The sequence below is a fragment of the Paraburkholderia sp. genome, from assembly GCF_004298475.1.
In the GTDB taxonomy this organism is placed as follows: Bacteria; Pseudomonadota; Gammaproteobacteria; order Burkholderiales; family Burkholderiaceae; genus Paraburkholderia; species Paraburkholderia denitrificans.
The window spans coordinates 106,130-132,793 of record NZ_SCRP01000017.1; the positions used below are offsets into that span (position 1 = coordinate 106,130).

23 protein-coding genes, 1 tRNA gene and 1 pseudogene are annotated in these 26,664 nt (G+C 63.9%); 16 read left to right on the forward strand and 9 right to left on the reverse strand.

Going from position 1 to position 26,664, the window contains the following annotated elements:
• Window positions 1-42: 42 nt before the first annotated feature.
• Both fmt and def read right to left on the reverse strand, forming a co-directional pair.
• Window positions 43-1,071 carry a methionyl-tRNA formyltransferase gene (gene fmt / locus EPN59_RS10180; protein WP_293037727.1) on the reverse strand — a complete coding sequence of 343 codons (1,029 nt, stop codon included), beginning with the start codon at window positions 1,069-1,071 and terminating at the stop codon, window positions 43-45.
• A 58-nt stretch (window positions 1,072-1,129) separates the two neighbouring features.
• Window positions 1,130-1,633, reverse strand: coding sequence for a peptide deformylase (gene def / locus EPN59_RS10185; protein ID WP_293037726.1), 504 nt, complete (start codon window positions 1,631-1,633; stop codon window positions 1,130-1,132).
• A 258-nt stretch (window positions 1,634-1,891) separates the two neighbouring features.
• Between def and dprA the strand changes: the two genes are divergently transcribed.
• From dprA to EPN59_RS10200, 3 genes are all read left to right on the forward strand, one after another.
• Entirely contained in the window at window positions 1,892-3,091 is a 1,200-nt protein-coding gene (gene dprA, locus EPN59_RS10190; protein ID WP_293037724.1) for a DNA-processing protein DprA, read from the forward strand.
• Between the two features lie 65 nt (window positions 3,092-3,156).
• Window positions 3,157-3,534, forward strand: coding sequence for a thioredoxin family protein (locus EPN59_RS10195; RefSeq protein WP_293037721.1), 378 nt, complete (start codon window positions 3,157-3,159; stop codon window positions 3,532-3,534).
• Between the two features lie 362 nt (window positions 3,535-3,896).
• The gene (locus tag EPN59_RS10200; protein WP_293045979.1) at window positions 3,897-6,551 is read left to right on the forward strand and encodes a DNA topoisomerase III; all 2,655 of its coding nucleotides are present in this window, start codon (window positions 3,897-3,899) and stop codon (window positions 6,549-6,551) included.
• Window positions 6,552-6,682: 131 nt separating this feature from the next.
• On the opposite strand, the gene EPN59_RS10205 is transcribed toward EPN59_RS10200, so the two are convergent.
• Both EPN59_RS10205 and EPN59_RS10210 read right to left on the reverse strand, forming a co-directional pair.
• Window positions 6,683-7,822: a LysR family transcriptional regulator gene (locus tag EPN59_RS10205; protein ID WP_293037715.1), complete on the reverse strand. Its 1,140-nt coding sequence runs from the start codon at window positions 7,820-7,822 to the stop codon at window positions 6,683-6,685.
• 314 nt (window positions 7,823-8,136) lie between these two features.
• Window positions 8,137-8,496, reverse strand: a pseudogene (locus tag EPN59_RS10210) (phosphoenolpyruvate carboxykinase domain-containing protein); the annotation flags it as partial.
• Window position 8,497: 1 nt separating this feature from the next.
• Between EPN59_RS10210 and EPN59_RS10215 the strand changes: the two are divergent.
• The gene (locus tag EPN59_RS10215; protein WP_293037712.1) at window positions 8,498-8,713 is read left to right on the forward strand and encodes a hypothetical protein; all 216 of its coding nucleotides are present in this window, start codon (window positions 8,498-8,500) and stop codon (window positions 8,711-8,713) included.
• 161 nt (window positions 8,714-8,874) lie between these two features.
• Complete coding sequence (locus tag EPN59_RS10220; protein WP_293037709.1) at window positions 8,875-9,888, forward strand: D-2-hydroxyacid dehydrogenase family protein; 1,014 nt, start codon at window positions 8,875-8,877, stop codon at window positions 9,886-9,888.
• Between the two features lie 89 nt (window positions 9,889-9,977).
• Here the strand turns inward: EPN59_RS10220 and EPN59_RS10225 are convergent, their stop codons facing one another.
• A complete protein-coding gene (locus EPN59_RS10225) occupies window positions 9,978-10,844 on the reverse strand; it encodes a patatin-like phospholipase family protein (RefSeq protein WP_293037706.1) in 867 nt (288 codons plus the stop codon).
• Window positions 10,845-11,198: 354 nt separating this feature from the next.
• Between EPN59_RS10225 and EPN59_RS10230 the strand changes: the two genes are divergently transcribed.
• Window positions 11,199-11,274 (forward strand) — tRNA-Lys (locus tag EPN59_RS10230).
• A gap of 71 nt (window positions 11,275-11,345) precedes the next feature.
• On the opposite strand, the gene EPN59_RS10235 is transcribed toward EPN59_RS10230, so the two are convergent.
• Entirely contained in the window at window positions 11,346-11,699 is a 354-nt protein-coding gene (locus tag EPN59_RS10235) for a hypothetical protein (RefSeq protein WP_293037700.1), read from the reverse strand.
• A gap of 88 nt (window positions 11,700-11,787) precedes the next feature.
• On the opposite strand from EPN59_RS10235, the gene EPN59_RS10240 reads away from it, so the two are divergent.
• The 4 genes from EPN59_RS10240 (at window position 11,788) to EPN59_RS10255 (ending at window position 16,791) form a co-directional block, all read left to right on the forward strand.
• The gene (locus EPN59_RS10240) at window positions 11,788-12,579 is read left to right on the forward strand and encodes a DeoR/GlpR family DNA-binding transcription regulator (protein WP_293037697.1); all 792 of its coding nucleotides are present in this window, start codon (window positions 11,788-11,790) and stop codon (window positions 12,577-12,579) included.
• Between the two features lie 228 nt (window positions 12,580-12,807).
• Window positions 12,808-14,346 (forward strand): glycerol-3-phosphate dehydrogenase, encoded by a 1,539-nt coding sequence (gene glpD / locus EPN59_RS10245; protein ID WP_293045981.1) that lies wholly within the window; start codon window positions 12,808-12,810, stop codon window positions 14,344-14,346.
• Between the two features lie 125 nt (window positions 14,347-14,471).
• Window positions 14,472-15,974 carry a glycerol kinase GlpK gene (glpK, locus tag EPN59_RS10250; RefSeq protein WP_293032874.1) on the forward strand — a complete coding sequence of 501 codons (1,503 nt, stop codon included), beginning with the start codon at window positions 14,472-14,474 and terminating at the stop codon, window positions 15,972-15,974.
• 100 nt (window positions 15,975-16,074) lie between these two features.
• Window positions 16,075-16,791 carry an MIP/aquaporin family protein gene (locus EPN59_RS10255; RefSeq protein WP_293032876.1) on the forward strand — a complete coding sequence of 239 codons (717 nt, stop codon included), beginning with the start codon at window positions 16,075-16,077 and terminating at the stop codon, window positions 16,789-16,791.
• 134 nt (window positions 16,792-16,925) lie between these two features.
• Here EPN59_RS10255 and EPN59_RS10260 read toward each other — a convergent pair whose 3' ends face one another.
• The gene (locus tag EPN59_RS10260) at window positions 16,926-17,120 is read right to left on the reverse strand and encodes a hypothetical protein (RefSeq protein ID WP_293032878.1); all 195 of its coding nucleotides are present in this window, start codon (window positions 17,118-17,120) and stop codon (window positions 16,926-16,928) included.
• Between the two features lie 363 nt (window positions 17,121-17,483).
• On the opposite strand from EPN59_RS10260, the gene adh reads away from it, so the two are divergent.
• Window positions 17,484-19,004 carry an aldehyde dehydrogenase gene (adh, locus tag EPN59_RS10265; RefSeq protein WP_293032880.1) on the forward strand — a complete coding sequence of 507 codons (1,521 nt, stop codon included), beginning with the start codon at window positions 17,484-17,486 and terminating at the stop codon, window positions 19,002-19,004.
• A gap of 94 nt (window positions 19,005-19,098) precedes the next feature.
• The gene (locus EPN59_RS10270) at window positions 19,099-19,479 is read left to right on the forward strand and encodes a DUF779 domain-containing protein (RefSeq protein ID WP_293032882.1); all 381 of its coding nucleotides are present in this window, start codon (window positions 19,099-19,101) and stop codon (window positions 19,477-19,479) included.
• A gap of 6 nt (window positions 19,480-19,485) precedes the next feature.
• Here EPN59_RS10270 and eutC read toward each other — a convergent pair whose 3' ends face one another.
• Together eutC and EPN59_RS10280 are read right to left on the reverse strand one after the other, a co-directional pair.
• On the reverse strand, window positions 19,486-20,319 hold the full coding sequence (eutC, locus tag EPN59_RS10275; RefSeq protein ID WP_293032884.1) for an ethanolamine ammonia-lyase subunit EutC: 834 nt from the start codon (window positions 20,317-20,319) through the stop codon (window positions 19,486-19,488).
• Window positions 20,316-21,722: an ethanolamine ammonia-lyase subunit EutB gene (locus tag EPN59_RS10280; protein ID WP_293032886.1), complete on the reverse strand. Its 1,407-nt coding sequence runs from the start codon at window positions 21,720-21,722 to the stop codon at window positions 20,316-20,318. The genes eutC and EPN59_RS10280 overlap by 4 nt, the downstream gene beginning before the upstream one ends.
• Window positions 21,723-21,903: 181 nt before the next feature.
• Between EPN59_RS10280 and EPN59_RS10285 the strand changes: the two genes are divergently transcribed.
• The 4 genes from EPN59_RS10285 (at window position 21,904) to EPN59_RS10300 (ending at window position 26,656) form a co-directional block, all read left to right on the forward strand.
• Window positions 21,904-22,383 (forward strand): GyrI-like domain-containing protein, encoded by a 480-nt coding sequence (locus EPN59_RS10285; protein ID WP_293032888.1) that lies wholly within the window; start codon window positions 21,904-21,906, stop codon window positions 22,381-22,383.
• Window positions 22,384-22,969: 586 nt separating this feature from the next.
• Window positions 22,970-23,401 (forward strand): DUF2946 domain-containing protein, encoded by a 432-nt coding sequence (locus EPN59_RS10290; RefSeq protein ID WP_293032890.1) that lies wholly within the window; start codon window positions 22,970-22,972, stop codon window positions 23,399-23,401.
• Between the two features lie 220 nt (window positions 23,402-23,621).
• Entirely contained in the window at window positions 23,622-25,844 is a 2,223-nt protein-coding gene (locus tag EPN59_RS10295; protein ID WP_293032892.1) for a TonB-dependent receptor, read from the forward strand.
• 2 nt (window positions 25,845-25,846) lie between these two features.
• Window positions 25,847-26,656 (forward strand): TonB family protein, encoded by an 810-nt coding sequence (locus tag EPN59_RS10300; RefSeq protein WP_293032894.1) that lies wholly within the window; start codon window positions 25,847-25,849, stop codon window positions 26,654-26,656.
• Window positions 26,657-26,664: the final 8 nt, after the last annotated feature.

The window sequence follows — 26,664 nt, forward strand, 5'->3', positions numbered from 1 at the left end:
CACCTGGCCGAATGGACGACTGGCGCGCCAGTGCTTCGTCGCTCAGACTGCAGGCGTGTTCGGTGTATCGGAGGACGTATCGGACGTATGCGGCAGTTGAAAACGCTGTCCCGCGACGAGCGGCATGCCCGCCAGAAATTCGCGCGCGGGAAGGCGCTTGCCGCCCGGTTTCTGCAGTTGCGTCACGCGCAGCGCACCTTCGCCGCACGCCACCACCACGCCAGCGGGCGTGACGTCGAGGATCTGGCCCGGCGCAGCGTCTGCGGGAACCCCGGCGCCATCGGCCGGTTCGGCGGCCCAGAGCTTCACCTGCGCACCGTCCAGCGTCGCTGCGCCGCCGGGAAACGGGTCGAATGCGCGGATCTGGCGCACGAGCGTGTCGGCCGGACGCCGCCAGTCGAGCGCGGCTTCCTGCTTGCCGATCTTTTCGGCGTAGTTCGCGCCCTCGGCCGGCTGCGGCGTGTTCGACAGATTGCCGCTGCGCTCCAGTTCCACGAGCGCCTCGACAATCAGCTTCGCGCCCTGTTGCGCAAGCCGGTCGTGCAGCGTTGCGGTTGTATCGGCGGAGGTGATCGGCGTACGCGCCTCGGAGATCATCGCGCCGGTGTCGAGGCCCGCGTCCATCTGCATGAGCGTGATGCCGGTTTCGGCGTCGCCCGCTTCGATCGCGCGGTGGATCGGCGCGGCGCCGCGCCAGCGCGGCAAGAGCGATGCATGGATGTTGATGCAGCCGTGCGGTGCAATATCCAGCACTTCCTGCGGCAGGATCAGCCCGTACGCGGCGACCACCATGACGTCGTGCGGCGTCGCATGCAGCAGGTCCAGCGCGGCGGCGGCCTCTTCCGGATACTTGCCCGCGCGCCGCAGCGAAGTGGGCTGGGCAACCGCGAGGCCGTGATCCTGCGCGTAGCGCTTGACCGGACTCGCTTGCAGCTTCATCCCGCGCCCGGCCGGGCGGTCGGGCTGTGTCAGCACGAGCGGCACGGCGAAGCCCGCTTCGTGGATCGCTGCGAGCGCCGCGGCGGCGAATTCCGGCGTGCCGGCAAAGATGACGCGAAGGGAGTGACTCATGTGCGCTCGAAGTCGGGCTGAAGGAGGAACAACGAAAGAACCGCGTGGCGAAAATACCTCACATCGCGCGCTCGAGCTTCTTCATCTTGTTCCTGATGCGCGTCTGCTTGAGCGGCGAGAGGTACTCGACGAACACGCGGCCCATCAGATGATCCATCTCGTGCTGGATGCACACGGCGAGCAGATCTTCGCAGTCCATTTCGTAGGTTTCGCCCTTCTCGTTTTGCGCACGAACGCGCACGCTTTCGGCGCGCTCGACTTCGTCGTAGATGCCCGGCACCGAGAGGCAGCCCTCTTCGTGGACCACGTGCTCCTTGCTCGACCAGATGATTTCCGGATTGATGAACACGCGCAGTTCACTGTGCGTTTCGGAGACGTCGATCACCACGACACGCTCGTGCACATCCACCTGCGTCGCCGCGAGACCGACGCCGGGTGCGGCGTACATCGTCTCCGCCATATCGGCGACGAGCTTGCGGATGCGGTCGTCGAAGACCTCGACCCGCCTGGCAATCTTGTGCAGGCGCTTGTCCGGGTAATGAAGGATGTTCAGTAGAGCCATGGTTTTACGGAGTTTCTATGAGGGGCCGGGTTCTTGCGGCATCGCGCGGACTGGCCGTTCGGCCAGCTTGTCCGCACGTTGCAGGACGCAGAGGATATACGGACAAAACGGCCGGATTCAACGGGCCGCTGCCCACGCCACAGTCCGCAGGCCGCCGCACAGGTGCGCGACGTGTCGAGGGACGCGCCGCACTGGATTTCGGATAGTGAAAATTTTATCACGCCGGGTTGCAACCCACCTGGCACCGGGGTTTTCTCCATGCTCGCACCCTTGCCGATCGGCGACGAGGAACGGTCCGCCTGGCTGCGCCTTGCCACTGCGCGCGGCCTGAAACCCGCCGCGCTGCGCACGCTGCTCGCCGCCTTCGGGCTGCCGCAGAACGTGCTGGCCCAGCCGTTCGCGACGCTTGCCGCCGCAGCCGGCAGCGAAGCCGCGCGCGCCGCAGTCGCTGCGCCCACGCCCGGCTTTGCGGAGCGGCTCGAAACGCTGAACGCCTGGTGCGCAACGCCGGGAAACGCGCTGGTTACGCTCGCCGATCCTGCCTATCCGCCACGGCTCCTCGCGATGCCGGACCCGCCGCCGCTGCTCTACGTACAAGGCCGGCTCGCCTTGCTGCACGCGCGCAGCATCGCGGTCGTCGGCAGCCGCAGCGCGACGCCGCAGGCATTCGAAGACGCCGCACGGTTTGCCCGCGCATTCGCAGCCGCGGGCGCCACGGTCGTCTCCGGGCTCGCGCTCGGCGTGGACGGCGCTGCGCATCGGGGCGCCCTCGACGAACGCGGCGGAACGGCCGCTGTTGTCGGCACGGGAGCCGATCTCGTCTACCCGCGCACGCATCGCGCGCTCGCCGCGCAGATCGCGCAGCGCGGCGCGATCCTCTCCGAGTGGCCGCTTGGCACGCCCGCGCGCTCGGCGAATTTTCCGCAGCGCAATCGCCTGATCGCGGCACTCGTAGAGGGCGTCGTCATCGTGGAAGCCGCCATGCGCTCCGGCTCGCTGATCACGGCACGGCTCGCCAATGAAATGGGACGCGATGTCTTTGCGCTGCCCGGCTCGATTCACGCGCCGCTTGCGCGCGGCTGCCATCGGTTGATCAAGGAAGGCGCGCAACTCGTCGAGTCGCCGGAGGAAGTGCTCGAAGCGCTCGGTATTCAGCTGTCCGCCGCGCCCGCAGCATCCACGGCGCACAGCGATGGCGAAAGCGTCGCGCAACCAGCGCGCGCGGCCAGGCACGAACCGCCCCGGCAAAGCGGCCACGCACGATCGCCGGGCAACCCCGATCCCGAGGCGCTACGCGTGCTCGACGCGCTCGGCCATGCGCCCGCCACGCTTGAAATCCTCGCAGCGCGTACCGAACTGAGCGAAGCGGCGTTGCAAGCCGCATTGCTGCAGCTCGAACTTTCCGGGCAATTGAATTCGCTGCCCGGCGGATGGTTCGTCAGGGCGACACTTCGCTAGCCCCGGCATGTTACATTCGCGCCAAATGTACCGCCTCTATATAGAAGAGAACGCAAGGAACGACCATGCCAGCGCTTGACCTCGACACCGATGCCGACCGGATCGCCGGCCGCGTCGCCGACCGCGATACGCTGTTCGTCGCGTGCCTGTGCGCCGATTGGTGCGGCACCTGTCGTGATTATCGGGCGACGTTCGATCGCATCGCCGACGCGCACCCGGACATCTGTTTCGCCTGGATCGATATCGAAACGCACGCCGACCGCTTTGACGACCTCGATGTGGAGAACTTCCCGACGATCCTGATCGAAGATGCCTCTGCAACGCGCTTTTTCGGCACCGTGCTGCCCCATGGCGCCGTGGTCGAGCGCATGCTCGCCGATCTCACGGCGCTGCCGGGCGTGACAGACGCGCCGAAGCTGCGCCCCGCGCTTGCCGAGGCATGAAGCAGGGGCAGGAGCCGCAGCAGGAGCACGAGCCGCAGGCCGCCCGTGCGCACAATGACCCGATTCCGATCAGTCCCTCGCTTGCCCGCTGGCTCGTCGCGCCATTATGATTGGGCGCTTTATGTGACAACTGCGGTGCCAACCGCGTCAGCAGCGGCGGCGACAACTGCGTTGTCAACTGCAGCAGCGACTGCAACGGCAGTAGCAACAACAGCGTCGATGGCGGCCAACGAGAAGATGCGAAAATCGCCGCCGCCGCACCTTGTGCTATAAAGCGGTCGTTACAGGACCGGCCCGAGAACCGACCCGCTCAGGCGTCGGCCACAGGCGCACTAACCCGGATTCACCCACTTATAAAAGTCATGTCCAAAGCTCTGATCATCGCCGAGAAGCCATCCGTCGCGAACGACATCGCACGCGCTTTGGGCGGGTTTACGAAGCATGACGAGTATTACGAGAACGACGATTTCGTCTTGTCCTCGGCGGTCGGCCATTTGCTCGAAATCGCCGCACCGGAAGAATATGAAGTCAAGCGAGGCAAGTGGAGCTTCGCGCATCTCCCCGTCATCCCGCCGCATTTCGACCTCAACCCGATCGCAAAAAGCGAATCGCGCCTCAAGGTGCTCACGAAGCTGATGAAGCGCAAGGACGTCGACCGCCTCATCAACGCATGCGACGCGGGGCGCGAGGGCGAGCTGATTTTCCGCCTGATCGCGCAGCACGCGAAGGCGAAGCAGCCGGTCCAGCGCCTCTGGCTCCAGTCGATGACGCCCGCCGCCATTCGTGACGGCTTCACGCATCTGCGCAGCGACTCCGATATGCAGCCGCTCGCCGATGCCGCACGCTGCCGCTCGGAAGCCGACTGGCTCGTCGGCATCAACGGCACGCGGGCCATGACCGCCTTCAACAGCAAGGGCGGCGGCTTCTTCCTGACCACCATCGGTCGCGTTCAGACGCCAACGTTGTCGATCGTCGTCGAACGCGAAGAGAAAATCCGCCGTTTCGTGCCGCGCGACTACTGGGAAGTGCGCGCCGAGTTCGTCTGCGCCGCCGGTTTCTACGAAGGCCGCTGGTTCGACCCGAAATTCAAGCGCGATGAATTCGACCCGGAAAAGCGCGACTCGCGCCTCTGGAGCCTGCCGGCCGCCGAAACGATCGTCGCCGCCTGCCACGGCCGCGAAGGCACCGTCACCGAGGAATCGAAGCCTTCCACGCAGCTCTCGCCCGCGCTCTTCGACCTGACGAGCCTGCAGCGCGAGGCCAACAGCCGCTTCGGCTTTTCGGCCAAGAACACGCTCGGCCTCGCCCAGGCGCTGTACGAAAAGCACAAGGTGCTCACCTACCCGCGTACCGATGCGCGCGCGCTGCCCGAGGACTACCTCGATACCGTCAAGCAGACGCTCGACATGCTCAAGGAGAGCAACAACTACCTGCCGCATGCGAAGCAGGTGCTCGACAAGGGCTGGGTGAAGCCGAACAAGCGCATTTTCGACAATTCGAAGATCAGCGACCACTTCGCCATCATCCCGACGCTGCAGGCGCCGAAATCGCTGTCCGAGCCGGAGCAGAAGCTCTACGACCTCGTCGTGAAGCGCTTCCTCGCCGTGTTCTTCCCGGCCGCCGAATATCGCGTCACGACTCGCATCACCGAAGTCGCGGGGCATCACTTCAAGACCGAAGGCAAGGTGCTGGTCGAGGCAGGCTGGCTGCAGGTGTATGGCCGAGACACGGGCGGCGACGACGCCAACCTCGTGCCGGTGCAGAAGAACGAGTTGGTCAAGACCGACAAGGTCGCCGCGCATCAACTGGTCACGAAGCCGCCCGCACGCTACAACGAAGCGACGCTGCTCTCGGCCATGGAAGGCGCGGGCAAGCTCGTCGAGGACGACGAACTGCGCGAGGCGATGGCCGCGAAGGGCCTGGGTACGCCGGCCACGCGTGCGGCGATCATCGAAGGTCTGCTCGGTGAAAAGTATCTCGTGCGCGAAGGGCGCGACCTGATCCCGACCGCGAAGGCCTTCCAGCTCATGACGCTGCTGCGCGGCCTTGACGTCAAGGAACTCACGGCGCCGGAACTCACGGGCGAGTGGGAATACAAGCTCTCGCAAATGGAGCGCGGCAAGCTGCCGCGCGACGCGTTCATGCAGGAAATCGCCCGCATGACGCAGACCATCGTGAAGCGCGCGAAGGAATACGACTCCGACACGATCCCGGGCGACTACGCGACGCTCGAAACGCCGTGTCCGAATTGCGGCGCTCAGGTGAAGGAAAACTATCGGCGCTTCGCCTGCACGAAGTGCGAGTTCTCGATTTCCAAGATTCCGGGCGGCCGTCAGTTCGAGATCCCCGAGGTCGAGGAACTGCTGCAGAACAAGACGATCGGCCCGCTTTCCGGCTTCCGCAGCAAGATGGGCCGTCCGTTCTCGGCGATCCTCAAGCTCTCGTTCGACGACGAAACGAAGAACTACAAGCTCGAATTCGACTTCGGCCAGGATCAGGGCGGCGAAGACGGCGAAGCGCCCGATTTCTCGGCGCAGGAAGCCGTGGGCGCGTGCCCGAAATGCGGCGGGCGCGTGTTCGAACACGGCATGAGCTACGTCTGCGAGCATTCGGTCGCGAACCCGAAGACGTGCGACTTCCGCTCGGGCAAGGTGATCCTCCAGCAGGAAATCACGCGCGAGCAGATGGCGAAACTGCTCGCCGAGGGCCGCACGGATCTGCTCACGAACTTCAAGTCGTCGCGTACGGGCCGCAACTTCAAGGCGTTCCTCGTGAAGCAGAGCGACGGCAAGATCGGCTTCGAGTTCGAGAAGAAGGAACCCAGCACAAAGACGGCAGCAAAGGGCGCGGCGAAGAAATCGACCGCGGCCGCTGAGGCGGCGCCCGAGACGCAAGCGGCTAACGACGAAGCGCAGGACGTCGCGAAGCCCGCTCGCAAAACTGCGGCAGCAAAGTCGACGACAACGGCGCGCAAGACTGCCGCGCGCAAGACGCCCACCCGCAAGACGGGCTCCTGATCGCGCGGCGTGCGACGTCCGGCGGCAACGCCGAGCGCGCTGCACCGCCAGCCCAAGACAAAAGGCGCAACCTCTCACGAGGTTGCGCCTTTTTATCGCCCGATGCGCGGAGATATCGGCTTTATAGCGCTTTATAGCGACGAAAGCACCGAGGTCCGCGATCGTACTCCCGGGCGCACGGCCTTCGGCTCGCGCTCGCCGTCGAGCAGATCTGGCAGCGGCTCCGAACCATCGAACGCGTCCGACGAAGCCGGATACTGCGCGCCATGGCGCGCCGTTGCGGACGTTGCAGATGCAGATGCAGATGCAGATGCAGATGCAGATGCAGCCGCAGGCTGTGCCTGCCCGTCCGTCGCCGGCTGCTCACTGAGCTGACCGTTCGGCGTCTGGCTGAAGTGCTCGACCAGGTGATCGATGAACGTGCGCACCTTGGCGGGCAGATGGCGGCGGCTCGGGTAGGCGATGTTGATCTCGATCTGCGGCAGACGATACTCGCTCAGGAGCCGCACGAAACGGCCGCGCGCCATGTCGCTGCCGATCAGATAGCTCGGCAGGACCGCGATGCCCATGCCGAGCAGCGCGAACTGGCGCAGCATCTCGGTGTTGTTGGCGATGATCACGTTGGTCGGGCGCACGCGGATTTCGCCCTCCGGCCCCGTGAAGACGCGTTCGTCGCCCCAGTATTCCGACGGCAACGACAGCGACGGGTGGTCCATCAACTGCTCGGGGCGCGTGGGCGTGCCGTGCTTTTCCAGATACGCGGGCGTCGCGCAGACGGTCATGCGGCCGGTCGTGAGACGCCGCGTGACGATGCTCGCGCTGCGCATCTGCCGTGCGGCGACGATGCCGAGGTCGAAGCCCTCTTCGACGAGATCGACCTGGCGGTCGACGAGCGACACGTCGGGAACGACCTGCGGAAAGCGCTGCGTGTAGGTTTGCAGCACCGGCGCGAGATTGTGCAGTCCGAACACGACCGGCGCGACGATGCGCAGCGTCCCGACGGGTTCGTGATTGCGCGCGACCACCATCTGCTCGACGTCTTCGAGTTCGTCGAGAATCTGGCGCGTGCGCTCGAGATAAACCTGACCCGATTCGGTCAGCGAGAGGCTGCGGGTCGTACGGTTAAGCAGCCGCGTGCCGAGCCGGCTTTCGAGGTCGGCGACGTGGCGCGTGACGACTGCGTTGGAGATATCCATCGCGGCGGCGGCCCGGGCAAAACTGCCAAGGTCGGCCACTTTGACGAACACTCGCATCGACTGCAGATGATCCATGAGACGACTCCTGCCCAATGACTGCTCGCGCCATCCAGCCAGGCGAGCTGCGAATTCTCCTACGACTCGTGAATTCGTGCAGAAGTTGCTCGAAAGTACGTACTTTTCTTATGGGTTTCTTCGACTATGACAAAAAATGTGTAACCAAATAGTTCATTGTTTCTTCACGCACAACAATTCCCGCACCGCAGCGAATTAGCTCCGCAAGCGGCGAACAGCTCCTGCATGGCCTGAAACACGGCATCCCGGCATCCCGGCGCCCAAAATGAAAGGGCCGCCCGAAGGCGGCCCGGCAGTGAGTGAACGCTCACATATCAAGCATCGAAGCACGCCTCCAGCTTTTCACGCATGCTTTGCAGCGCTTCGGGCAAGCCGTGGGAAAGCTTCTTGAACAGATCCGAGTGAAGATCGAGTTCGGCTCGCCAGGCATCGGCTTCGACCGAAATCACCTGGTCGAACTGGGCGGGCGTAAAGTCGAGGCCGCTCCAGTCGATATCCTCATAGCGCGGCGAAATGCCGAACGCGTGCGTGCCGCCGCCCGCCTCGCCCTCGATACGGCACACCATCCACTCCAGCACCCGCATGTTCTCGCCGAAGCCCGGTAACGTGAATTTGCCGTCCGGTCCCTTGCGGAACCAGTTCACGCAGAAGACGCGCGGCAAGGTCGCGAACAAAATGGCGGCAATCGATGCACCGCCGATTCGCGCAGTCGGGCAGATCGTCAAGGGTTTTTTAACGTGGGGATCGAAACCGTCTGTAAAGCGGCTTGCATCAAAACCCGACAAGCTGTTAAAAATTGAAAAATTCGCGGCAACGCAAATACCGGACGGCATCCCACCACCACAACAGCAACTGCGCAGCAACTGTGGTGCCTGCAACGATCGGGGGTAAAAACCTCTGGAGTTCAAAACCGGTTATTCGCAAGCCGTCCCTGCCGCGATGGCTTTCTATTTTTATATTCAAACCAGCCTGCCGCGCGCTGCATAGTGGGACAACCACCAGATGAACACCCTGTCGCCCTCAAACGGTGCGACACACAACAACCCCGTGCCATGAAAATTGCCATCCTTGACGACTACCAGGACGCTGTCCGCAAGCTCGACTGCTTTCAACTGCTCGCCGATCATGAGGTCAAGGTTTTCAACAATACCGTGCGCGGACTCGGCCAACTGGCCAGCCGCCTTTCCGAAGTCGACGCCCTCGTGCTGATTCGCGAGCGCACGCGCATCAGCTCGCAATTGCTCGACAAGCTTCCGCACCTGCGCATGATCAGCCAGACGGGTCGCGCCGGCACGCACATCGATCTCGCGGCGTGCAGCGAACGCGGCATCGCCGTGCTCGAAGGCACCGGATCTCCCGTTGCGCCCGCAGAACTCACCTGGGCGCTCATCATGGCGGCGCAGCGCCGGATTCCGCAGTACGTCGCGAACCTCAAGCAAGGTGCGTGGCAGCAGTCGGGCCTGAAAACGTCGGCGATGCCGCAGAACTTCGGGCTTGGCCAGGTGCTGCGCGGACAGACGCTCGGCATCTGGAGCTACGGCAAGATCGGCCGGATCGTGGCGGGCTACGGCAAGGCATTCGGCATGCGCGTGGTCGTCTGGGGCCGCGAGCATTCGATCGAAGCCGCGCTCGCCGATGGCTTCGAAATCGCCGCGAGCCGCGAAGCGCTGTTCGAAGAGAGCGACATCCTTTCGCTGCATCTGCGCCTGCACGACGACACGCGCGGCATCGTGAAACAGGAAGATCTGCTGCGCATGAAGCCGACGGCGCTGCTCGTCAACACGAGCCGCGCGGAACTGCTCGAAGAGAATGCCCTCCTCGGCGCGCTCTCGCACAATCGGCCGGGCATGGTGGCAATTGACGTGTTCGAGAGCGAGCCGATCCTGCAGGGCTACAGCCTGCTGCGCATGGAGAACGTGATCTGCACGCCGCATATCGGCTACGTGGAGCGCGAGAGCTACGAGCTTTACTTCAGCGCGGCGTTCCGCAATATCCTCGCGTTCGATGCCGGCGATATGTCGAGCGTTACCAATCCGCAAGCGCTGCAAGGCGGACGTCGCAAGTAAGCGGCGGGTGGACGGCGCACATGCCGTCCACGTTTTAATCCATGGGTGGGCCGATTCGGTGTGAAAGCGCTAATGCGTGAATGCGCCGCTTACGCGCGTGCCGCGGTTCCTAGCACTTCGGGCAGGCGCGCGAGGAAACGCTCGCCGTCGAAGCGGCCGAGGTCGTAGGCTTGCTGCATCTGACGCGGGCTCGTATAGTCCCAGCTCGAAATCGGCACCTTGGCCGATGGCTGCACGTACACGCGCTGCTGCACGCCGTGCGACACGACGAACATCTGCGGACGCGGATAGAGACGCGTCACCATCACAAGCACGGTGCCGGGCGCGGCATCGAGCGCATCGACCGGCACGTTGTCGACCATCCCGCCATCGAGCACGGGCCGCCCATTGCGCCGCAGAACCGGCGTGAACGGCGGCGTGCATGACGATTGCAGAATCAGATCGGCGAGATCCTCGACGCTTTCGCATGCCTGAGCCGTGACGAACTCAGGGTGAAAGCCGAGCTTGCGGCCGAGCGTGGGGTGCAGCGTCTTGCGGACGTACTTCTCGATGTTGTAAGCGATGAGCCCTGCGGCGACCGCACTGCGCGCGCCGAGCCAGCGCGGCATGTGCGATACGCCGATGCGAATCTCCGGCGCGTTCTTGAGGTTGCTGAAATGCTCGCCGTAGATGTCGAGCAGCGCCTTGCGGTAGATGCGGTAATGCGGAAACACCGATTCGCCGCGCAGCAGGTTGCCCCAATAGGCATTGCGCGTGTTGTGGCGCAGCGCGTGCTCGTAGTAGCGCATGACCCAGTCGGCTTCGCGCGTGTAGAGCATGCACGCGGTGGCGGCACCCGCAGAAATGCCCGCGATCACGCGCGGACGGATATTCAGCTCGGGCTGCACGACATCCCAGAAACCGGCCTGCCACCAGCAGCGGTTGCCGCCCCCGGCGAAAACTACCTGATCGAACATGCGGACTGCCTCCTTCTGCCTTCTGCCTTCTGTCGGCTGGATGCACGATCTTAGTCGAGCAGCGCGTGGGTGGAGATGGTGTGGGCGGCCATCTGGTTGTTTTCGTTGTAGAGTTCCACTTCGTTAGGCGGCGGATTGCAGCCCGTGGGCAGTTCCCGTGCGGTGACGGGTGGATATGGCCGCGGTTCCGCCACATCTTGCGGGGTAGGCTCACCGTGGCGCGGTATCGCGCCGACAGTGCCCGACTGGAGCTGTGCCCGACGCCTTTCACCAGCCCCGCTGCGAAATTTTTGAGGGATTTTGCGAAAAGAGCTTGGCAAGACGGGAAACCTACTGCATAATTCCGCTTCTGTTGGGGCGTTAGCTCAGTTGGTAGAGCAGCGGACTCTTAATCCGTAGGTCGAGTGTTCGAGCCACTCACGCCCCACCAAGTATTCAACAAAAAGCCCAGTCGCCACGACTGGGCTTTTTGCTTTCTGGGTTCTGTGCAGGCATTTCGGGTCAATGCGACGGCTGCACCTCTTGCACTTCGCCCGCGTCGTTGGACTTGCCCGCAATAGGCGACACAACAGCAATATTGCTCGTCGACACGTAGTCGCCGCCATAGTCGAGCCTCGCAGTTATCCAAACCCTCGCCCCAATCGGGAGCACGACGGCCGTAGCATCATAAAAATCCGAGCCCGGCGCAAAGACGTAACCGTCGTTGGGAAGTAAATCGACAGTTTTCGTGAAGCTCTGCGCGTCCGCAGCATCGTCGGGACCAATGAAACTTCCTTTTTGCTTACCCTTCGGAAGCTCCTTTATCGTTAGCTCGAATGCCCCCATCCGGCTGACAGTACGCCCAACCTGCCACATTCTCCCCGCCTCCAAAGCCCCGACAAAATGTTCGTTCGAACTTCAGTAGAATAGTGTCCGCTTCTCCACGAGCCTCCCAACCAGAACCATGACCCGAGACCCTCGCCTGACCCTCAATGCGCGCCAGCAGGAACTGCTTGAATGGGTGCAGCGCGACGGCTTCGTCACCGTCGAGGATCTCGCGTCGCACTTCAACGTCACGCCGCAGACGACCCGCCGCGACGTGAACATGCTGGCCGACCTGAATCTCCTGCGCCGCTATCACGGCGGCGCGAGCCTGCCGACGAGTTCGGAAAACGTCTCGTACACCGCGCGCCAGTCGATGTTCCATGATGAAAAGCGGCGCATCGCGGCGCTCGCGGCCATGCACATCCCCGACCAGGCGTCGCTCTTCATCAACCTCGGCACGACCACCGAGGAAGTTGCGCGCGCGCTTCACCGCCATCGCGGTCTGCACGTGATCACCAATAATCTGAACGTCGCGAGCATGATGAGCGGCTACCAGGAGTGCGAGGTGATGATCACGGGCGGCGTCGTGCGGCCATGGGACAAGGGGATCGTCGGCGAACTCACGATCGATTTCATTCGCCAGTTCAAAGTCGATTACGCGATCATCGGCACGTCGTCGATCGAAACGGACGGCACGCTGCGCGACTTCGATACGCGCGAAGTCCGCGTCGCACAGGCGATCATTCAGCACGCGCGCACGGTCTATCTGGTCGCGGATCATTCGAAGTTCGGCCGTCCGGCGCTCGCCCGCCAGGGGCATCTGAACCAGGTCCACGCACTCTTCACCGACAAGGCGCCGCCCGCCGAAATGAGCGAAACCATCACGGCGGCCGCCACCCAGGTCTACGTCGCCGACCAGCCAGCGCGGTAATCCACCCGGCGGGCACCTTCCCGGCCCGTCTGCCATTACCGCGGCTGCAACGGCGGCGGCTGCAACGACAGCAGCAGCAGCGGCGGCAATATCCCCCACCCGTCTTCCCCGGCCCGCGCGCCGGGCACGCCTGTTCCGTCAAGAAACGAGCTTTACTTTTTCGATTTCGCTCGCTAAAGTTCGAATTCGAAAATTTGAGGTTCGTTTAACCCTTTTCAGGAACTGCGGGTGACTCGACAGAACCGGTACGATCTGCTCGTCGTCGGAGGCGGCATCAACGGCGCGGGCATTGCGCGCGACGCGGCTGGGCGCGGGCTGTCCGTGCTCCTTTGCGAGCAGGACGACCTCGCGTCGCACACGTCGTCGGCCAGCACCAAGCTGATTCACGGCGGGCTGCGCTATCTCGAGTACCGCGAGTTCGGGCTCGTGCGCAAGGCGCTGCTGGAGCGCGAAACGCTGCTGCGCGCGGCGCCGCACATCATGCGGCCGCTGCGTTTCGTCATGCCGCACATGCCGAATCTGCGCCCGGCGTGGCTGATCCGCATCGGCCTGTTCCTCTACGACCATCTCGCGAAACGCGAACTGCTGCCGGGCTCGCGCGCTATCGACATGCGCCGCCACCCGGCGGGCGCGCCGCTCGCCGATTCGATCCGGCACGGTTTTGTCTACTCGGACGGCTGGGTCGACGACGCGCGTCTCGTCGTCCTGAACGCGCTCGATGCGAAGGAACGCGGCGCGACGATCCTCACGCACACAAAGCTCGTGTCCGCGCAGCGCGCCAACGGTGAATGGCATGCGCAACTGCAGCGCGCGGACGGTTCGACCGTCACCGTGTGCGCCCGCGCGATTGCGAACGCTGCGGGCCCGTGGGTCGGCAGCGTGCTGCATGGGGCGCTCGGCGCGGACGCCAATCACAGCGTGCGTCTCGTGAAGGGCAGCCACATCGTCACGAAGCGCCTGTTCGAACACGATCACGCATACATTTTCCAGAATCCGGACAAGCGGATCATCTTCGCGATTCCATACGAGCACGATTTCACGCTGATCGGCACGACCGACGTCGCGTACCGCGCCGATCCCGCTCACGTCGCAATCGACGCCGACGAAACGCGCTACCTGTGCGATTCGATCAACCGCTATTTCAAGCGCAAGATAACGCCCGCCGACGTGTGCTGGACCTACTCCGGCGTGCGCCCGCTGCTCGAAGAGGAAGGCGCCGACAATCCGTCCGCCGTCACGCGCGACTATCGTCTGGAGATGGATGACACCGACGCCGCGCCGCTCCTGTCTGTATTCGGCGGCAAGATCACGACGTTTCGCAAGCTCGCGGAGGAAGCATCCGATCTGCTGTGCCGCGCGCTGGGCTCGTCCGCCGGGGCGTGGACGGCCGGCAAGCCGCTGCCGGGCGGGGACATCGCAAACGCGAATTTCGAGTCGTTCGCCAAGGCATTCGCATCACGCCATCCGTGGTTGCCCGCCGCGCTCGCGCGACGCTACGCGCACGCATACGGCACGCGTGCGGAACACATGATCGGCGATGCCCGATCGCTTGACGGACTGGGTGCGGAAATCGTCCCCGGAATCTACGAAAGAGAGCTGCGCTACCTGCGCGACACCGAATGGGCGACGTGCGCGGAAGATGTCCTGTGGCGCCGCTCGAAGCTCGGTCTGCACGTCACGCCGGGCTCGCTCGACGCAGTCGCAGCCGGTCTCGACCGATGGTTCGCCACAGCACCAGCAGCACCCGCGGCCTCGGCCGCACATTGAGCGATTTACAGCTCGATTTGCAGCCCGATTTGCAGCCTTAATTGCAGTCCGATTTGCAGCAAAAGGCGCGTCTTTCGCCGCGCCAATCACAACGACCAATAAACCAATAGATGGAGATAAGCGACATGCCGGACCAGTACATCCTCGCGCTTGACCAGGGAACCACCAGCTCCCGGGCGATGCTGTTCGACCGCCAGGGCAATATCGTGTCGAGCGCCCAGAAGGAGTTCGAGCAGATCTATCCGCGTCCGGGCTGGGTCGAGCACGATCCGCAGGAAATCTGGTCGTCGCAGGCCGGCGTCGCGGCGGAAGCGGTCACGCGCGCGGGCCTGAACGGCGCGTCGATTGCGGCGATCGGCATTACGAACCAGCGCGAAACGACCATCGTCTGGGATCGCGAAACCGGCCATCCGATCTACAACGCCATCGTGTGGCAGGACCACCGCACCGCCGACTTCTGCGACCAGTTGAAAGCGCAAGGGCTGGAAGCCATGGTGCGCGCAAAGACCGGCCTGCCGATCGATTCTTACTTCTCCGCCACGAAGATCCGCTGGATCCTCGACAACGTCGAAGGCGCACGCGAGAAAGCACGTCAGGGCAAGCTCGCGTTCGGCACGGTCGATAGCTGGCTCGTCTGGAATTTCACGCGGCACGAACTGCACGTGACGGATGTGACGAACGCGTCGCGCACGATGCTCTTCAACATCCACACGCTCCAGTGGGACGACGCGCTGCTCGAAGCGCTCGACATTCCGCGCAGCATGCTGCCCGAAGTGAAAGCGTCGTCGGAAATCTACGGCCACACGAAAACCACGGTGTTTGCGTCGAAAATTCCGCTCGCGGGCATCGCGGGCGATCAGCAGGCGGCGCTGTTCGGCCAGATGTGCACGACGTCCGGCATGGTGAAGAACACTTACGGCACCGGCTGCTTCCTGATGATGAACACCGGCGCCAAGCCGATCGAATCGAAGAACAATCTCGTGACGACGGTGGCCTGGCAGATCGGCAACGAGATCAACTACGCGCTCGAAGGCAGCATCTTCATCGCGGGCGCGGTCGTGCAGTGGCTGCGCGACGGTCTTGGCGTGATCCGCAGCGCGCCGGAAGTCGAGGCGCTCGCGGCCAGCGTGCCGCACAGCGACGGCGTGTATCTCGTACCCGCCTTCGCCGGCCTCGGCGCGCCGCACTGGAAGGCCCACGCACGCGGCTCGCTGTTCGGCGTCACGCGCGGCACGACCTCCGCGCATCTTTCGCGGGCTGCGCTCGACTCGATCGCGTATCAATCGTCCGATGTGCTGCGCGCGATGGAGGCCGACTCGGGCATTCGTATCGGCGAGCTGCGTGTCGACGGCGGCGCGAGCGCGAACAACCTCCTGATGCAGTTCCAGGCCGACCTGCTCGGCGTCGATGTCGTGCGCCCGCAGATCACCGAGACAACGGCGCTCGGCGCGGCGTATCTCGCGGGTCTTGCCATCGGCTACTGGAGCAGCATCGGCGATCTGCAAAGCCAGTGGCAGCTCGACCGGCGCTTCTCGCGCACGAAGCCAGCGGCAGAAGTCGACAAGTGCCAGGCCGGCTGGCAGCGCGCCGTGCGCGCCGCGATTGCGTGGGCCGACGACTCGCACTGAGCCGCCTGCCTGCCGTAGCACCCCCACAATAAAACCACATGCCCCGCACGGCGCTTCGCGTGCATTGCACGCGGCTGCCGTGCGGGGCGGAGAGACAACCATGTCACCCTACATAGCGGAATTCATCGGCACGGCAATCGTCGTGCTGCTCGGCAACGGCGCAGTGGCCAACGTGCTTCTGGCCAAAACCAAAGGCCGGGGCGCGGACCTCATCGTCATCGTGATGGGCTGGGCGATGGCCGTGTTCGTTGCGGTCTACGTGACGGCGTCGTTCAGCGGCGCGCACCTGAACCCGATCGTCACGATCAGTCTCGCGCTCGCGGGCAAATTCGCATGGTCCAAGGTCGGCGGCTATATCGTTGCGCAGATGCTCGGCGGGATGGCCGGTGCATGCCTCGTCTGGCTCGCGTACCGCCAGCACTTCGCGAGCGAAGCCGACCCCGATCTCAAGCTCGCGGTGTTCTGCACGGCGCCGGCCATCCGCAACACCACGCACAACGTGATTACCGAAGCGATCTGTACCTTCGTGCTGATTCTCGGCGTGCTGTATCTGGCCGCGCCGCAAGTCGGCCTCGGCGCACTCGACGCGCTGCCGGTCGGCCTGCTCGTGCTCGGCATCGGCATTTCGCTCGGCGGCCCGACGGGCTACGCGATGAGCCCTGCACGCGACCTGTCGCCGCGCATCATGCATGCGCTGCTGCCGATCCCCGGCAAACGCGACAGCGACTGGCGCTACGCATGGGTTCCGGTGATCGGCCCGCTGCTGGGCGGCACGGCTGCGGCGCGCCTCTATCTGTACCTGCACACGATGAGTTGATCGCGCAACGTTCCCGCGAAGTTGCGGGGGCAATGAAAAAGCCTGCGAACGGTCGACGTTCGCAGGCTTTTTCATGCCGACATTTCTTTCGCTATCCAGAACAACTCAATGCTGAGCGCCTGCGGAGCGCGCCTTCACAGAAACGGCTTGCCGTCCACCTGCTCATAGACGACGTTGCCTTCGTCGTCCTCGAACCGTTCGAGGTAGTTGCGCGCGCCGCAAAGCGGGCAGCGGAAGAGCGGCCCCTGGCCTTCGTTCTTGATGACCACTTCGCTCTGTTCCCACGGGGTGCCGCACGACTGGTTGCGGCAGACAAAAGTTTCGGACATGCAGATTCTCCTGACGGTTACGGCCGCAAGACTACAGCATGCGCGACCTTAGCGACGAAATTCTTCGCTCCACTGTTCGTTTTTTGAGCACTTTTGCGCCGGACACTGTTCCACCACGGCGCAATCCCGCCTGAACCGCATATCCCCTGCGCGCCCGCCGCTGGTCCTCCCCCCCGCAAACGCGGCCCTTGCGCTGCCTCAAGCACTGCCCCAAGCGCTAACTCAAGCGCTGCCCACGCACGGCCCCAGGTGCGCTCGCCGATGCCAATCGCGGGCTGGCACGGTTCTGGCGTAATCGGCTCCCGACAGATTGGCGAACCACGCCTGTTCATATCAATACAGAGAACATAGAGGAGCACAACCATGAATCGTGCAGAAATGCAGTTTCTGAACACGGAATTCCCGTACAAGAAACAATACGGCAATTTCATCGGCGGCAAATGGGTCGCGCCGCTCGGCGGCGAGTACTTCGACGACATTTCGCCGATCACCGGTCATCCGTTCACGTCGATCCCGCGCTCGCGCGAAGCCGACGTCGAACTCGCACTCGACGCCGCGCACGGCGCGAAAGAAGCGTGGGCCAGAACCTCGGCCACCGACCGCGCGAACGTCCTGATCCGCATCGCCGAGCGCATCGAACAGAACCTGCACAAGCTGGCCGTCGCCGAAACGATCGACAACGGCAAGCCGCTGCGCGAGACGCTCGCTGCCGATATCCCGCTCGCCGCCGATCACTTCCGCTATTTCGCCGGCTGCGTGCGCGCGCAGGAAGGCGGCATCTCCGAGATCGATCACGATACGGTCGGCTATCACTTTCACGAGCCGCTCGGCGTGATCGGCCAGATCATTCCGTGGAATTTCCCGATCCTGATGGCCGCGTGGAAGCTCGCACCCGCGCTCGCGGCCGGCAACTGCGTCGTGCTCAAGCCCGCCGAGCAAACCCCGGCGTCGATGCTCGTGCTGCTCGAACTGATCCAGGATCTGCTGCCGCCGGGCGTGCTGAACGTCGTGAACGGCTTCGGCCTCGAAGCAGGCAAGCCGCTCGCGTCGAGCCGCCGAATCGCGAAGATCGCCTTTACCGGCGAAACCACGACGGGCCGCCTGATCATGCAGTATGCGAGCCAGAACATCATTCCGGTCACGCTGGAGCTGGGCGGCAAGAGCCCGAACATCTTCTTCGCCGATGTCGTCGAACACGACGACAGCTACTTCGACAAGGCGCTCGAAGGCTTTGCGATGTTCGCGCTCAATCAGGGCGAAGTGTGCACCTGCCCGTCGCGCGTGCTGATCGACGAAAAAATCTACGACCGCTTCATGGCGCGCGCGCTCAAGCGCGTCGCCGCGATCCAGCAGGGCCATCCGCTCGACACGCGGACGATGATCGGCGCACAGGCCTCGCAGGAGCAGCTCGAAAAGATCCTCTCGTACATCGATCTCGGCAAGCAGGAAGGCGCGCAATGCCTGATCGGCGGCGAGCGCAGCAAGCTGTCCGGCGAACTCAGCGACGGCTACTACGTGAAGCCCACGGTGTTCCGCGGCCACAACAAGATGCGCATCTTCCAGGAAGAGATTTTCGGGCCGGTCGTGTCGGTGACGACCTTCAAGACCGAAGAGGAAGCGCTCGAAATCGCGAACGACACGCTTTACGGCCTCGGCGCAGGCGTCTGGACGCGCGACGGCGCGCGCGCGTACCGCTTCGGCCGTGCCATCCAGGCCGGGCGCGTGTGGACCAACTGCTATCACGCGTATCCCGCGCACTCGGCATTCGGCGGATACAAGCAGTCAGGCATCGGACGCGAGAATCACAAGATGATGCTCGATCACTATCAGCAGACGAAGAACCTGCTTGTCAGCTATAGCGATCAGCCGCTCGGGTTTTTCTGAGTGGGTTGGCGGTTTGGCGTGCGGCAGTGCATCCCCGATTCTTTCGCCGCACGCCCTTTTTTATCGATCAATCCACGCAGGGAGCAACCGGGAAATGGTGCTACGTGTCACGGCCACACCCGAGGCACTCGCGCTTATCGAGCGCCTCGCGAACGAACACGGGCCGCTCCTTTTTCATCAGTCCGGCGGCTGCTGCGACGGCAGCGCGCCGATGTGCTTTCCGGCCGGTGAATTCCTGGTCGGCACGTCGGACGTGCAACTCGGTGAAATCGGCGGCATGCCGTTTTACATGACTGAGGCGCAATTCGCGTACTGGCAGCATACGCAACTCGTCATCGATGCCGTGCCCGGCAACGGCGGCATGTTCTCTCTCGAACGGCCCACGGGGCTGCGCTTCATCACGCGCTCGCGGCTCTTCGACGATGCGGAAAACGCCTGGCTCGACGCCCATCCCGTGGCGCGCGTGCAAGCATGAGCCACGTCAGCGGCTTCGCTCGCGCGGCGCGGACAAAGGCGCCGAAGCCGCGGTTGCAGTGGCGTCGGCGTGGCCGCGCGCGTCATCGCTATCGTCTTTGAGACCGATGCCGGTCATGCCGAGCGCGCGCGAGCGCGTCAGCAAATAGCACAGCTTCGCGGCTGCCGCCTCGTAGCCCAGACCTTCGGGGCGAACGTTCGAGATGCAGTTGCGCTCGGCATCGGTGCGGCCAACGCGCGGCGCAGCGGTCAGATAGAGGCCGAGGCTGTCCGGCGAACTGAGGCCGGGCCGCTCGCCAATCAGCATCACCACGTACCGCGCCCGCAGGCGTTCGCCGATCTCGTCGCCGAGTGCGACGCGCGCCTGCCGTGCGACGACGACCGGCCCCACTTGCCAGCCATCCAGCCTCGGCAGCGCAGCATCGAGCACCGGCAGTGCATGCGCGGCGGCGGCGCGCGCAGAGAGCCCGTCCGCAATCACGAAAACGACATCGGCAGGCGCAGCAGCTTCGTTGCACACAGCGTCGCTCACTGCGTCGCACAAAACGCGCACGCTCGCTTCGTTCAGCCGTCGGCCAAGATCGGGCCGGCGCAGGTAATGATCGCGATCGGGCGCCGCGCTGTGGACGTCGATCGACGCCAGGGCGCGTGTTTTCAGCGCCGCGTGCAGCGCGTCCGCGTCGAGCGGCTGATGCACGGCATCGCGCGCCTGCGCATGCGCGCGTTCGAATGCGAGTAATGGCGCGGTCGGCAGGCCGCTGCCCGCACGGCCCAGCGCGATGCGCGCGCTGGTAAAGCGGCGCAGCGCGGCCCACGGGTTCGCTTCGACCGGTCCGCTCATGCATCCTCCACCCAGTTTTTCGCCGAGGCGAGCAACGGCTGCCCCGGCGACACCCTCAACAACGTGCCGCGCGCGTCGGCGATCTGCATCTGCGCGAGCCACGCCTCGAATTCCGGCGCGCGGCGCAGGCCAAGCACGTCGCGCAGATACAGCGCATCGTGAAACGACGTGCTCTGGTAGTTGAGCATCACATCGTCGGCGCCGGGCACGCCCATGATGAAGTTCACGCCCGCGACGCCAAGCAGCGTCAGCAGCGTGTCCATGTCGTTCTGATCGGCCTGCGCATGGTTCGTGTAGCAGATATCGCAGCCCATCGGCACGCCGAGCAGCTTGCCGCAGAAATGATCTTCGAGCCCCGCGCGAACGATCTGCTTGCCGTCGTACAGATACTCCGGTCCGATAAAACCCACGACGGTATTGACGAGCAATGGCCGATACCGGCGCGCCACGGCGTAGGCGCGCGCTTCGCACGTCTGCTGGTCGACGCCGTGATGCGCATTCGCGGAGAGCGCGCTGCCCTGCCCGGTCTCGAAGTACATGACGTTGTCGCCGACCGTGCCGCGCCCGAGCGACAGCGCAGCCTCATGCGCCTCGTCGAGCAGTGCGAGCGTGACGCCGAAGCTCGCGTTCGCCGCCTGCGTACCCGCAATCGACTGAAACACGAGATCGACGCTCGCGCCGCGTTCGATGGCGGCCAGTGTGTTCGTCACATGCGTGAGCACGCACGATTGCGTCGGCACCGCATAGCGCTCGCGAAAGCTATCGATCATGGCGAGCAGCCGGATGATCGCGGCGAGATTGTCGGAAGCGGGATTCACGCCGATCACGGCGTCGCCGCAGCCGTACATCAGGCCATCGAGCATCGAGGCGGCGATGCCTTTGACGTCGTCGGTTGGATGATTAGGTTGCAGGCGCACCGAAAGATGGCCGGGCAAGCCGATCGTATTGCGAAAGCGCGTCACGACCGGCCGCTTCTTCGCCACCGCGATGAGATCCTGGTTGCGCATCAGCTTCGATACGGCGGCGGCCATCTCCGGCGTCAGGCCGTCTGCGACGGCAGCAAGCGCAGCGGCATCGGTCGTGTCCGCCAGCAGCCACTCGCGAAACTCGCCCACGGTCAACGACGCGATGGGCGCGAAGGCCTGCGGCGAATGGCTGTCGACGATGAGCCGCGTCACCTCGTCGGTTTCGTACGGAATCAAGGCTTCGTCGAGGAACGCGCGCAGCGGCAGGTCGGCCAGCGCAAGCTTTGCCGCGACGCGTTCTTCCTCGGTTTCGGCGGCGAGCCCCGCAAGCTCATCGCCGGAGCGCTGGGGACTCGCCTTCGCCAGCAGCGTGCGCAGGCCGTCGAAGCGGTAGACGCGGCTCCCCAAGGTCTGGACATGCGTGGAGGCAGGGCTCATCGGGGGCGCTCCCGTGCAGGCGGACGCGCCGCCATGTAGCGAAACGATAGTGCCACGATAGCGCCAACCGGAAGCAGCGTCACGCCCACCGGCCTGGGCACCGGCACCGCAGGCGCGACGGTGCTATCGTGAATCGATGGAGCCGGGCGTCTTTTGCCGCTCACCATCACGGAGACGCATCATGCAACGCAGCGACGTCAAGATAGTCACCCTGCAGCCGATGAACCTGCTTGCAGTCGGGCATGTCGGCCCGTACACGAAGATCGGCGACGCGTTCTTCACGCTGGCGCAGTGGCTCGGCGCACGCCGCGTGCCGACGTCGCGGGCGAAACTCGTCGGCATTTTCTACGACGATCCAAATCAGGTCGAAGCGTCGAAACTGCGCTCCAAGGCGGCGATTCATCTACCGGATACGTCGAACCTCACGCCCGGATCGCCGGTCGAGAAGATGCAACTGCGCGGCGGCGCGCACGCGATGCTCGTGCATAAGGGGCCGTATGAAGGCCTCAGCGCGGTCTGGACCTGGTTTTACGCCGACTGGCTGCCAAAGTCGGGCCGCAAAGCCGATGCCGACGCACCTTCTTTCGAGCTGTATCTGAATACGCCCGAAGAAGTGGCTCCAGATGAGCTGCTCACTGAGCTTTATCTGCCGCTGGTTTGAGAAATCCGGGACTGTTCCGGGGAAGCGCTGCGGCTGCGATGGCCGGGTCTTTAGGTTTTCTTGTTTACCTGTATGTAAACGTAGTAATAGTTAACAAGCCCTGGCACTTCCTGTGGATAAGCGGGGAAAACCCCAGATAAATCAAAACTATGCCCGCTTTATAACTGCGCTTTGCGGGCGTGAATAACGTCGCACAGCGTCTGATAACTTTTTGGTCTGCGCGACGCCTCCGCACTTATCCCCAATTCGCACACAGACATTCCATGGGGTTTTCCGCGAGTTATCCGCATGAGGTTGTGGATAGCGCAACTTGAGGGCCGAGCTTTGCCTGAACCGGAATCGCGACGTGTGCTGCCGATGAACTTTTGAAGGCGCCGTTCTTGAAGGCCGGGCTTAAAAAGGACGGTTTAAAAATTGGTCATCCTGAGGATTCGTCGCCGCACATCCGCTGCGGCCTACACTGCCGACCCGTTACCAGTCAAACGAAGCGTCGCAAAGTGTGGCAAAGCGCCCCAATATGAAGTACGGCGTTGTAGCCTTTGTGGGGCAAATGTTAGACTCAAGTCGCATTTTCCTGGCCCATCTCGTGACTAATCGATCCCGTACACATCTGACCGCATGGCTTGGCTTGATCGCCATGTGGCTCGTCGTGTTCGCGCCGATCGCGAGTCAGTTGATCGAACAGACCCGTTTGCACCAGGACGCTGTCGTTGCGTGCACGGAAATGAACATGGACGACATGCACATGTCCAACATGCAGATGGGCGACATGCACATGTGCTCCGCAGCGAGCCATGCCGCCGATACCGGCCATCACGCTTCGAGCGCGACGACCATGGCGGCATGCGGCTACTGCGACCTGCTCGGCTCCCACGCGGCCATGCCCGCGCTGGCGCCCGCCGCCGAGGCGGCGTACGTGCTCCTCACCTTCGCCGCAGCACCGGTCCTTTCCACACGATTCACGCCGATCGGCGCGTTTCCGAGCGGACGCCCGCGCGCACCTCCCGTCGTTTCCTGATTTCATCTGTTTGAGACAACCGCGATAAACGTGCGTCGTTGATGCAAACGACGACGCATGCGATTTCGCTCGTCCATCGATTTCAGGAATTAATATGTCTTACTTCGCACTGCGAAGCGCATGCGCTCGCCCACGCAAAACCGTGTGGTGCGCCACGCTCGGTATCCTTCCCTTTTCGCTGCTCGCGCCGTACGCGCACGCAGACAATCCGGCGAGCGAAATGACCCTGCCGGCCGTCACCGTGAACGCGACGAGCGATTCGTCCAGCGCCTCGAGCGTTACCCAGCCCGCCGTCGATCCCAACCTGCCCGCGTCCGTCGAGACCGTCACGCGCGAGCAGTTCAACAACTGGAGCGTCGTCAACAGCGAAGACACGCTGAAGTACCTGCCCAATCTCGCGGTACGCAAGCGCTTCACCGGCGACCAGAACTCCATCATCGCGGTGCGCGGCACGAGCAATACGCAAAGCGCGCGCGGCCTCGTGTATGCCGACGGCCTCTTGCTCAGCAACCTGCTCGGCAACAGCTATTCGTTTCCGCCGCGCTGGTCGATGGTGTATCCCGAGGAGATCCAGCAGGTCGACGTGATCTATGGGCCGTTCTCGGCGCTCTATCCCGGCAATTCGCTCGGCGCGACGGTCCTCATTTCGACGCGCATGCCGACGAAGTTCGAAGCCACCGCGGACGTGAAAGCGTTCACGCAGCACTTCAGCCTTTATGGCGTGAATCAGAACTTCAACGGCAGTCAGGCCACCGCGACGATCGGCGACAAGATCGGCAAGTTCTCGTACCGGCTCGGCGTCAATCACCTCGATAACACCAGCCAGCCGCTGAACTTCGCGACGACGGCGAAATCGTCGACGCCCGCGCGACCGGGCGACAAGGTGGTCAACGGCGCGTACTTCTACAACAACCAGAACAATGCGCCGACCGCGGTGCTCGGCGTGAGCGGCGAAGGCATCGAGCACACGGTTCAGGACCAGTTCACCCTGAAAACGCAATACGATTTCACGCCGACCGTGCAGGGCGCGTTCACGCTCGGCTACTGGCACCAGACCTACAACAGCCAGACCGCGTCGTTTCTCACCGACGAGAACGGCAATCCCGTGTACAGCGGCACGGTCAATATCGGCGGCAACCGCTACACGATCAAGGACCCGACCTTTGCGCCGAGTCTCGGCTACAGCGAGAACTGGCTGTACGGCCTGTCGTTGCGCACGCATCAAGCGACCGGCTGGAACGCGGAAGCGATAGCGTCTTACTACGACGTGTCCAACAGCGTCGCACGCACGGCCAACGTGGGCGGCCCGAACAATGGCGCGGGCGTCGTGACTTTCGGCGACGGCACCGGCTGGAAGACGCTCGACCTGAAGGCGACGTGGACGCCGCCATCGCCCGCAGCCGGGTTGCTCAATCACGCGCTGACTTTCGGCTATCACTACGACAACTATTTCGTTGACAACCGCACCTACAGCACGGCGAACTGGCGCGACGGCGCAGCGGGTTCATTCGCCAACTCGTTCAGCGGCAAAACGCAGACCCAGGCGCTGTACGCGCAGGATGCCTGGCGCTTCCTGCCGCGCTGGAAGGTCGTTGCCGGCCTGCGCTACGAGGACTGGAACGCGTATCGCGGCCAGCAGTCGATCGGTGCGACTGGACTGGCTTATCCCGAATCGAACCAGCAGCACGTGTCGCCGAAGGCCTCGATCTCCTTCGACGTGACCCAGGACCTCACGCTGCGCGCGTCGGTCGGGCGCGCGTACCGTTTCCCGACCGTCAGTGAGCTTTTCCAGGGGACGATCAACGGCTTCACGATCGTCAACAACAATCCGAACCTTCAGCCGGAAAACGATCTGTCGAAGGAGTTGAGCGCTGAATGGGCGCACTGGAACGGTCTGTGGCGCCTGTCGTTGTTCCAGGACGACGTGAAGAACGCGATCTTCAGCCAGACCGATACGACGGTGATCCCGAACGTCACCAATTTCCAGAACATCGGCAAGGTGCGCTCGCGCGGCGTGGAGGTGAGCTATCAAGGCCAGGACGTCGGCATTCACGGGCTCGACCTGATCGCGAGCGTCGCCTACACGCAATCGAAGATTCTGGCCAATGCGCAGAACCCCGCCAGCGTCGGCAAATACTTCTACCGGATTCCGCTGTTCCGCGCCGATCTCGCGGCGAGTTACCACATCGATGAGCGCTCAACGATGATGCTCGGCGTGCGTTATTCGGGCCGCCAGTACAACACGCTGACCAATACCGATTCGAATCCGAACGTGTTCGGCGGCACGAGCACCTATACGGTGGCCGACGCGAAGTACACGTTCAAGCCGACCCGATCGACTCAGCTTGCCGTTGGTATCGACAACCTCTTCGATGCGCGGTACTTCGTCTATCACCCGTATCCGGGACGCACGTACTACGTCCAGGCCAGGATCGGGATCTGATCGTGAGCAAGCCACTCTCCCTCACATCGCCCGGCTTGCCGGTGCAGGTGCGGCATGACGGGCAGAAGCAATACGCGCAGCTAAATCAACGCCCGCGGCAAAAGCGGCATATCGTGGGCGCTGCCGTGTTCGTCGGCGCGCTGCACGTTGCCCTGCTCGGCCTCGTCATGTCGGCGCGCGAACCGCAACGAGAAGCGATGCCGGTGCGCGTCGTCGCGGCGGAGCTCATCACGTCCGCGCCCGCCGCATCCGCGATGCCTGCGCCGGCCGTTCCGTTGCGCCCGCAACCACCCGCGCCTGCGCGGCAGACGAGCGCGCCGCGTCCGGTTGTGCAGCCGGTTGCGCATGCTGCCGCGCCCGTCGTGCACCAGCGCGTTACCGAACCGCAGCAGCAGCCGTTGCCTGCTGCAGCACCGGCTGCACCTGCCGTCGCGCCCGCACCGCCAACTTCGTCGGCTTCATCGGCTTCATCCGCTCAGCAAGCCGATGCTTCGCCAGCGGCGGCGCAAGCCGCTGCGGACGGCGACCCGACGCCGCGCGCCGTTGCGCAACTCGATTGCACGATTGCGAAACCCGCCTATCCGATGCTGTCGCGCCGCAGTCGAGAGTCGGGCACGGCGCTCGTCCAGTTGCGCGTCGACGTGAAGGGGCATGTCGATGCGGCGCATGTCGTCGCTTCAAGCGGCTACCCGAGACTCGATGCCGCCGCGCTCGACGCCGTACTGGCCAGCGCGTGCGCACCTTATAGAGAGCACGGCAAGGCCGTGCCAGCGACCGCCAAAGTGCCGGTCGTCTTCAATCTTTCCGAATAAAGGAGTTC

What these genes read in the sequence shown, in the direction of transcription:
- EPN59_RS10195 (WP_293037721.1), top strand. Translation starts at nt 3,157, where the DNA reads ATGCCAGCGCTTGACCTCGACACCGATGCCGACCGGATCGCCGGCCGC.
- eutC (WP_293032884.1), bottom strand. Translation starts at nt 20,319, where the DNA reads ATGAGCGGACCGGTCGAAGCGAACCCGTGGGCCGCGCTGCGCCGCTTT.
- EPN59_RS10215 (WP_293037712.1), top strand. Translation starts at nt 8,498, where the DNA reads ATGGCGGCAATCGATGCACCGCCGATTCGCGCAGTCGGGCAGATCGTC.
- EPN59_RS10225 (WP_293037706.1), bottom strand. Translation starts at nt 10,844, where the DNA reads ATGTTCGATCAGGTAGTTTTCGCCGGGGGCGGCAACCGCTGCTGGTGG.
- EPN59_RS10260 (WP_293032878.1), bottom strand. Translation starts at nt 17,120, where the DNA reads ATGTCCGAAACTTTTGTCTGCCGCAACCAGTCGTGCGGCACCCCGTGG.
- EPN59_RS10280 (WP_293032886.1), bottom strand. Translation starts at nt 21,722, where the DNA reads ATGAGCCCTGCCTCCACGCATGTCCAGACCTTGGGGAGCCGCGTCTAC.
- dprA (WP_293037724.1), top strand. Translation starts at nt 1,892, where the DNA reads ATGCTCGCACCCTTGCCGATCGGCGACGAGGAACGGTCCGCCTGGCTG.
- EPN59_RS10255 (WP_293032876.1), top strand. Translation starts at nt 16,075, where the DNA reads ATGTCACCCTACATAGCGGAATTCATCGGCACGGCAATCGTCGTGCTG.
- EPN59_RS10200 (WP_293045979.1), top strand. Translation starts at nt 3,897, where the DNA reads ATGTCCAAAGCTCTGATCATCGCCGAGAAGCCATCCGTCGCGAACGAC.
- fmt (WP_293037727.1), bottom strand. Translation starts at nt 1,071, where the DNA reads ATGAGTCACTCCCTTCGCGTCATCTTTGCCGGCACGCCGGAATTCGCC.
- EPN59_RS10240 (WP_293037697.1), top strand. Translation starts at nt 11,788, where the DNA reads ATGACCCGAGACCCTCGCCTGACCCTCAATGCGCGCCAGCAGGAACTG.
- EPN59_RS10220 (WP_293037709.1), top strand. Translation starts at nt 8,875, where the DNA reads ATGAAAATTGCCATCCTTGACGACTACCAGGACGCTGTCCGCAAGCTC.
- adh (WP_293032880.1), top strand. Translation starts at nt 17,484, where the DNA reads ATGAATCGTGCAGAAATGCAGTTTCTGAACACGGAATTCCCGTACAAG.
- EPN59_RS10285 (WP_293032888.1), top strand. Translation starts at nt 21,904, where the DNA reads ATGCAACGCAGCGACGTCAAGATAGTCACCCTGCAGCCGATGAACCTG.
- EPN59_RS10270 (WP_293032882.1), top strand. Translation starts at nt 19,099, where the DNA reads ATGGTGCTACGTGTCACGGCCACACCCGAGGCACTCGCGCTTATCGAG.
- EPN59_RS10235 (WP_293037700.1), bottom strand. Translation starts at nt 11,699, where the DNA reads ATGTGGCAGGTTGGGCGTACTGTCAGCCGGATGGGGGCATTCGAGCTA.
- def (WP_293037726.1), bottom strand. Translation starts at nt 1,633, where the DNA reads ATGGCTCTACTGAACATCCTTCATTACCCGGACAAGCGCCTGCACAAG.
- EPN59_RS10295 (WP_293032892.1), top strand. Translation starts at nt 23,622, where the DNA reads ATGACCCTGCCGGCCGTCACCGTGAACGCGACGAGCGATTCGTCCAGC.
- EPN59_RS10205 (WP_293037715.1), bottom strand. Translation starts at nt 7,822, where the DNA reads ATGGATCATCTGCAGTCGATGCGAGTGTTCGTCAAAGTGGCCGACCTT.
- glpK (WP_293032874.1), top strand. Translation starts at nt 14,472, where the DNA reads ATGCCGGACCAGTACATCCTCGCGCTTGACCAGGGAACCACCAGCTCC.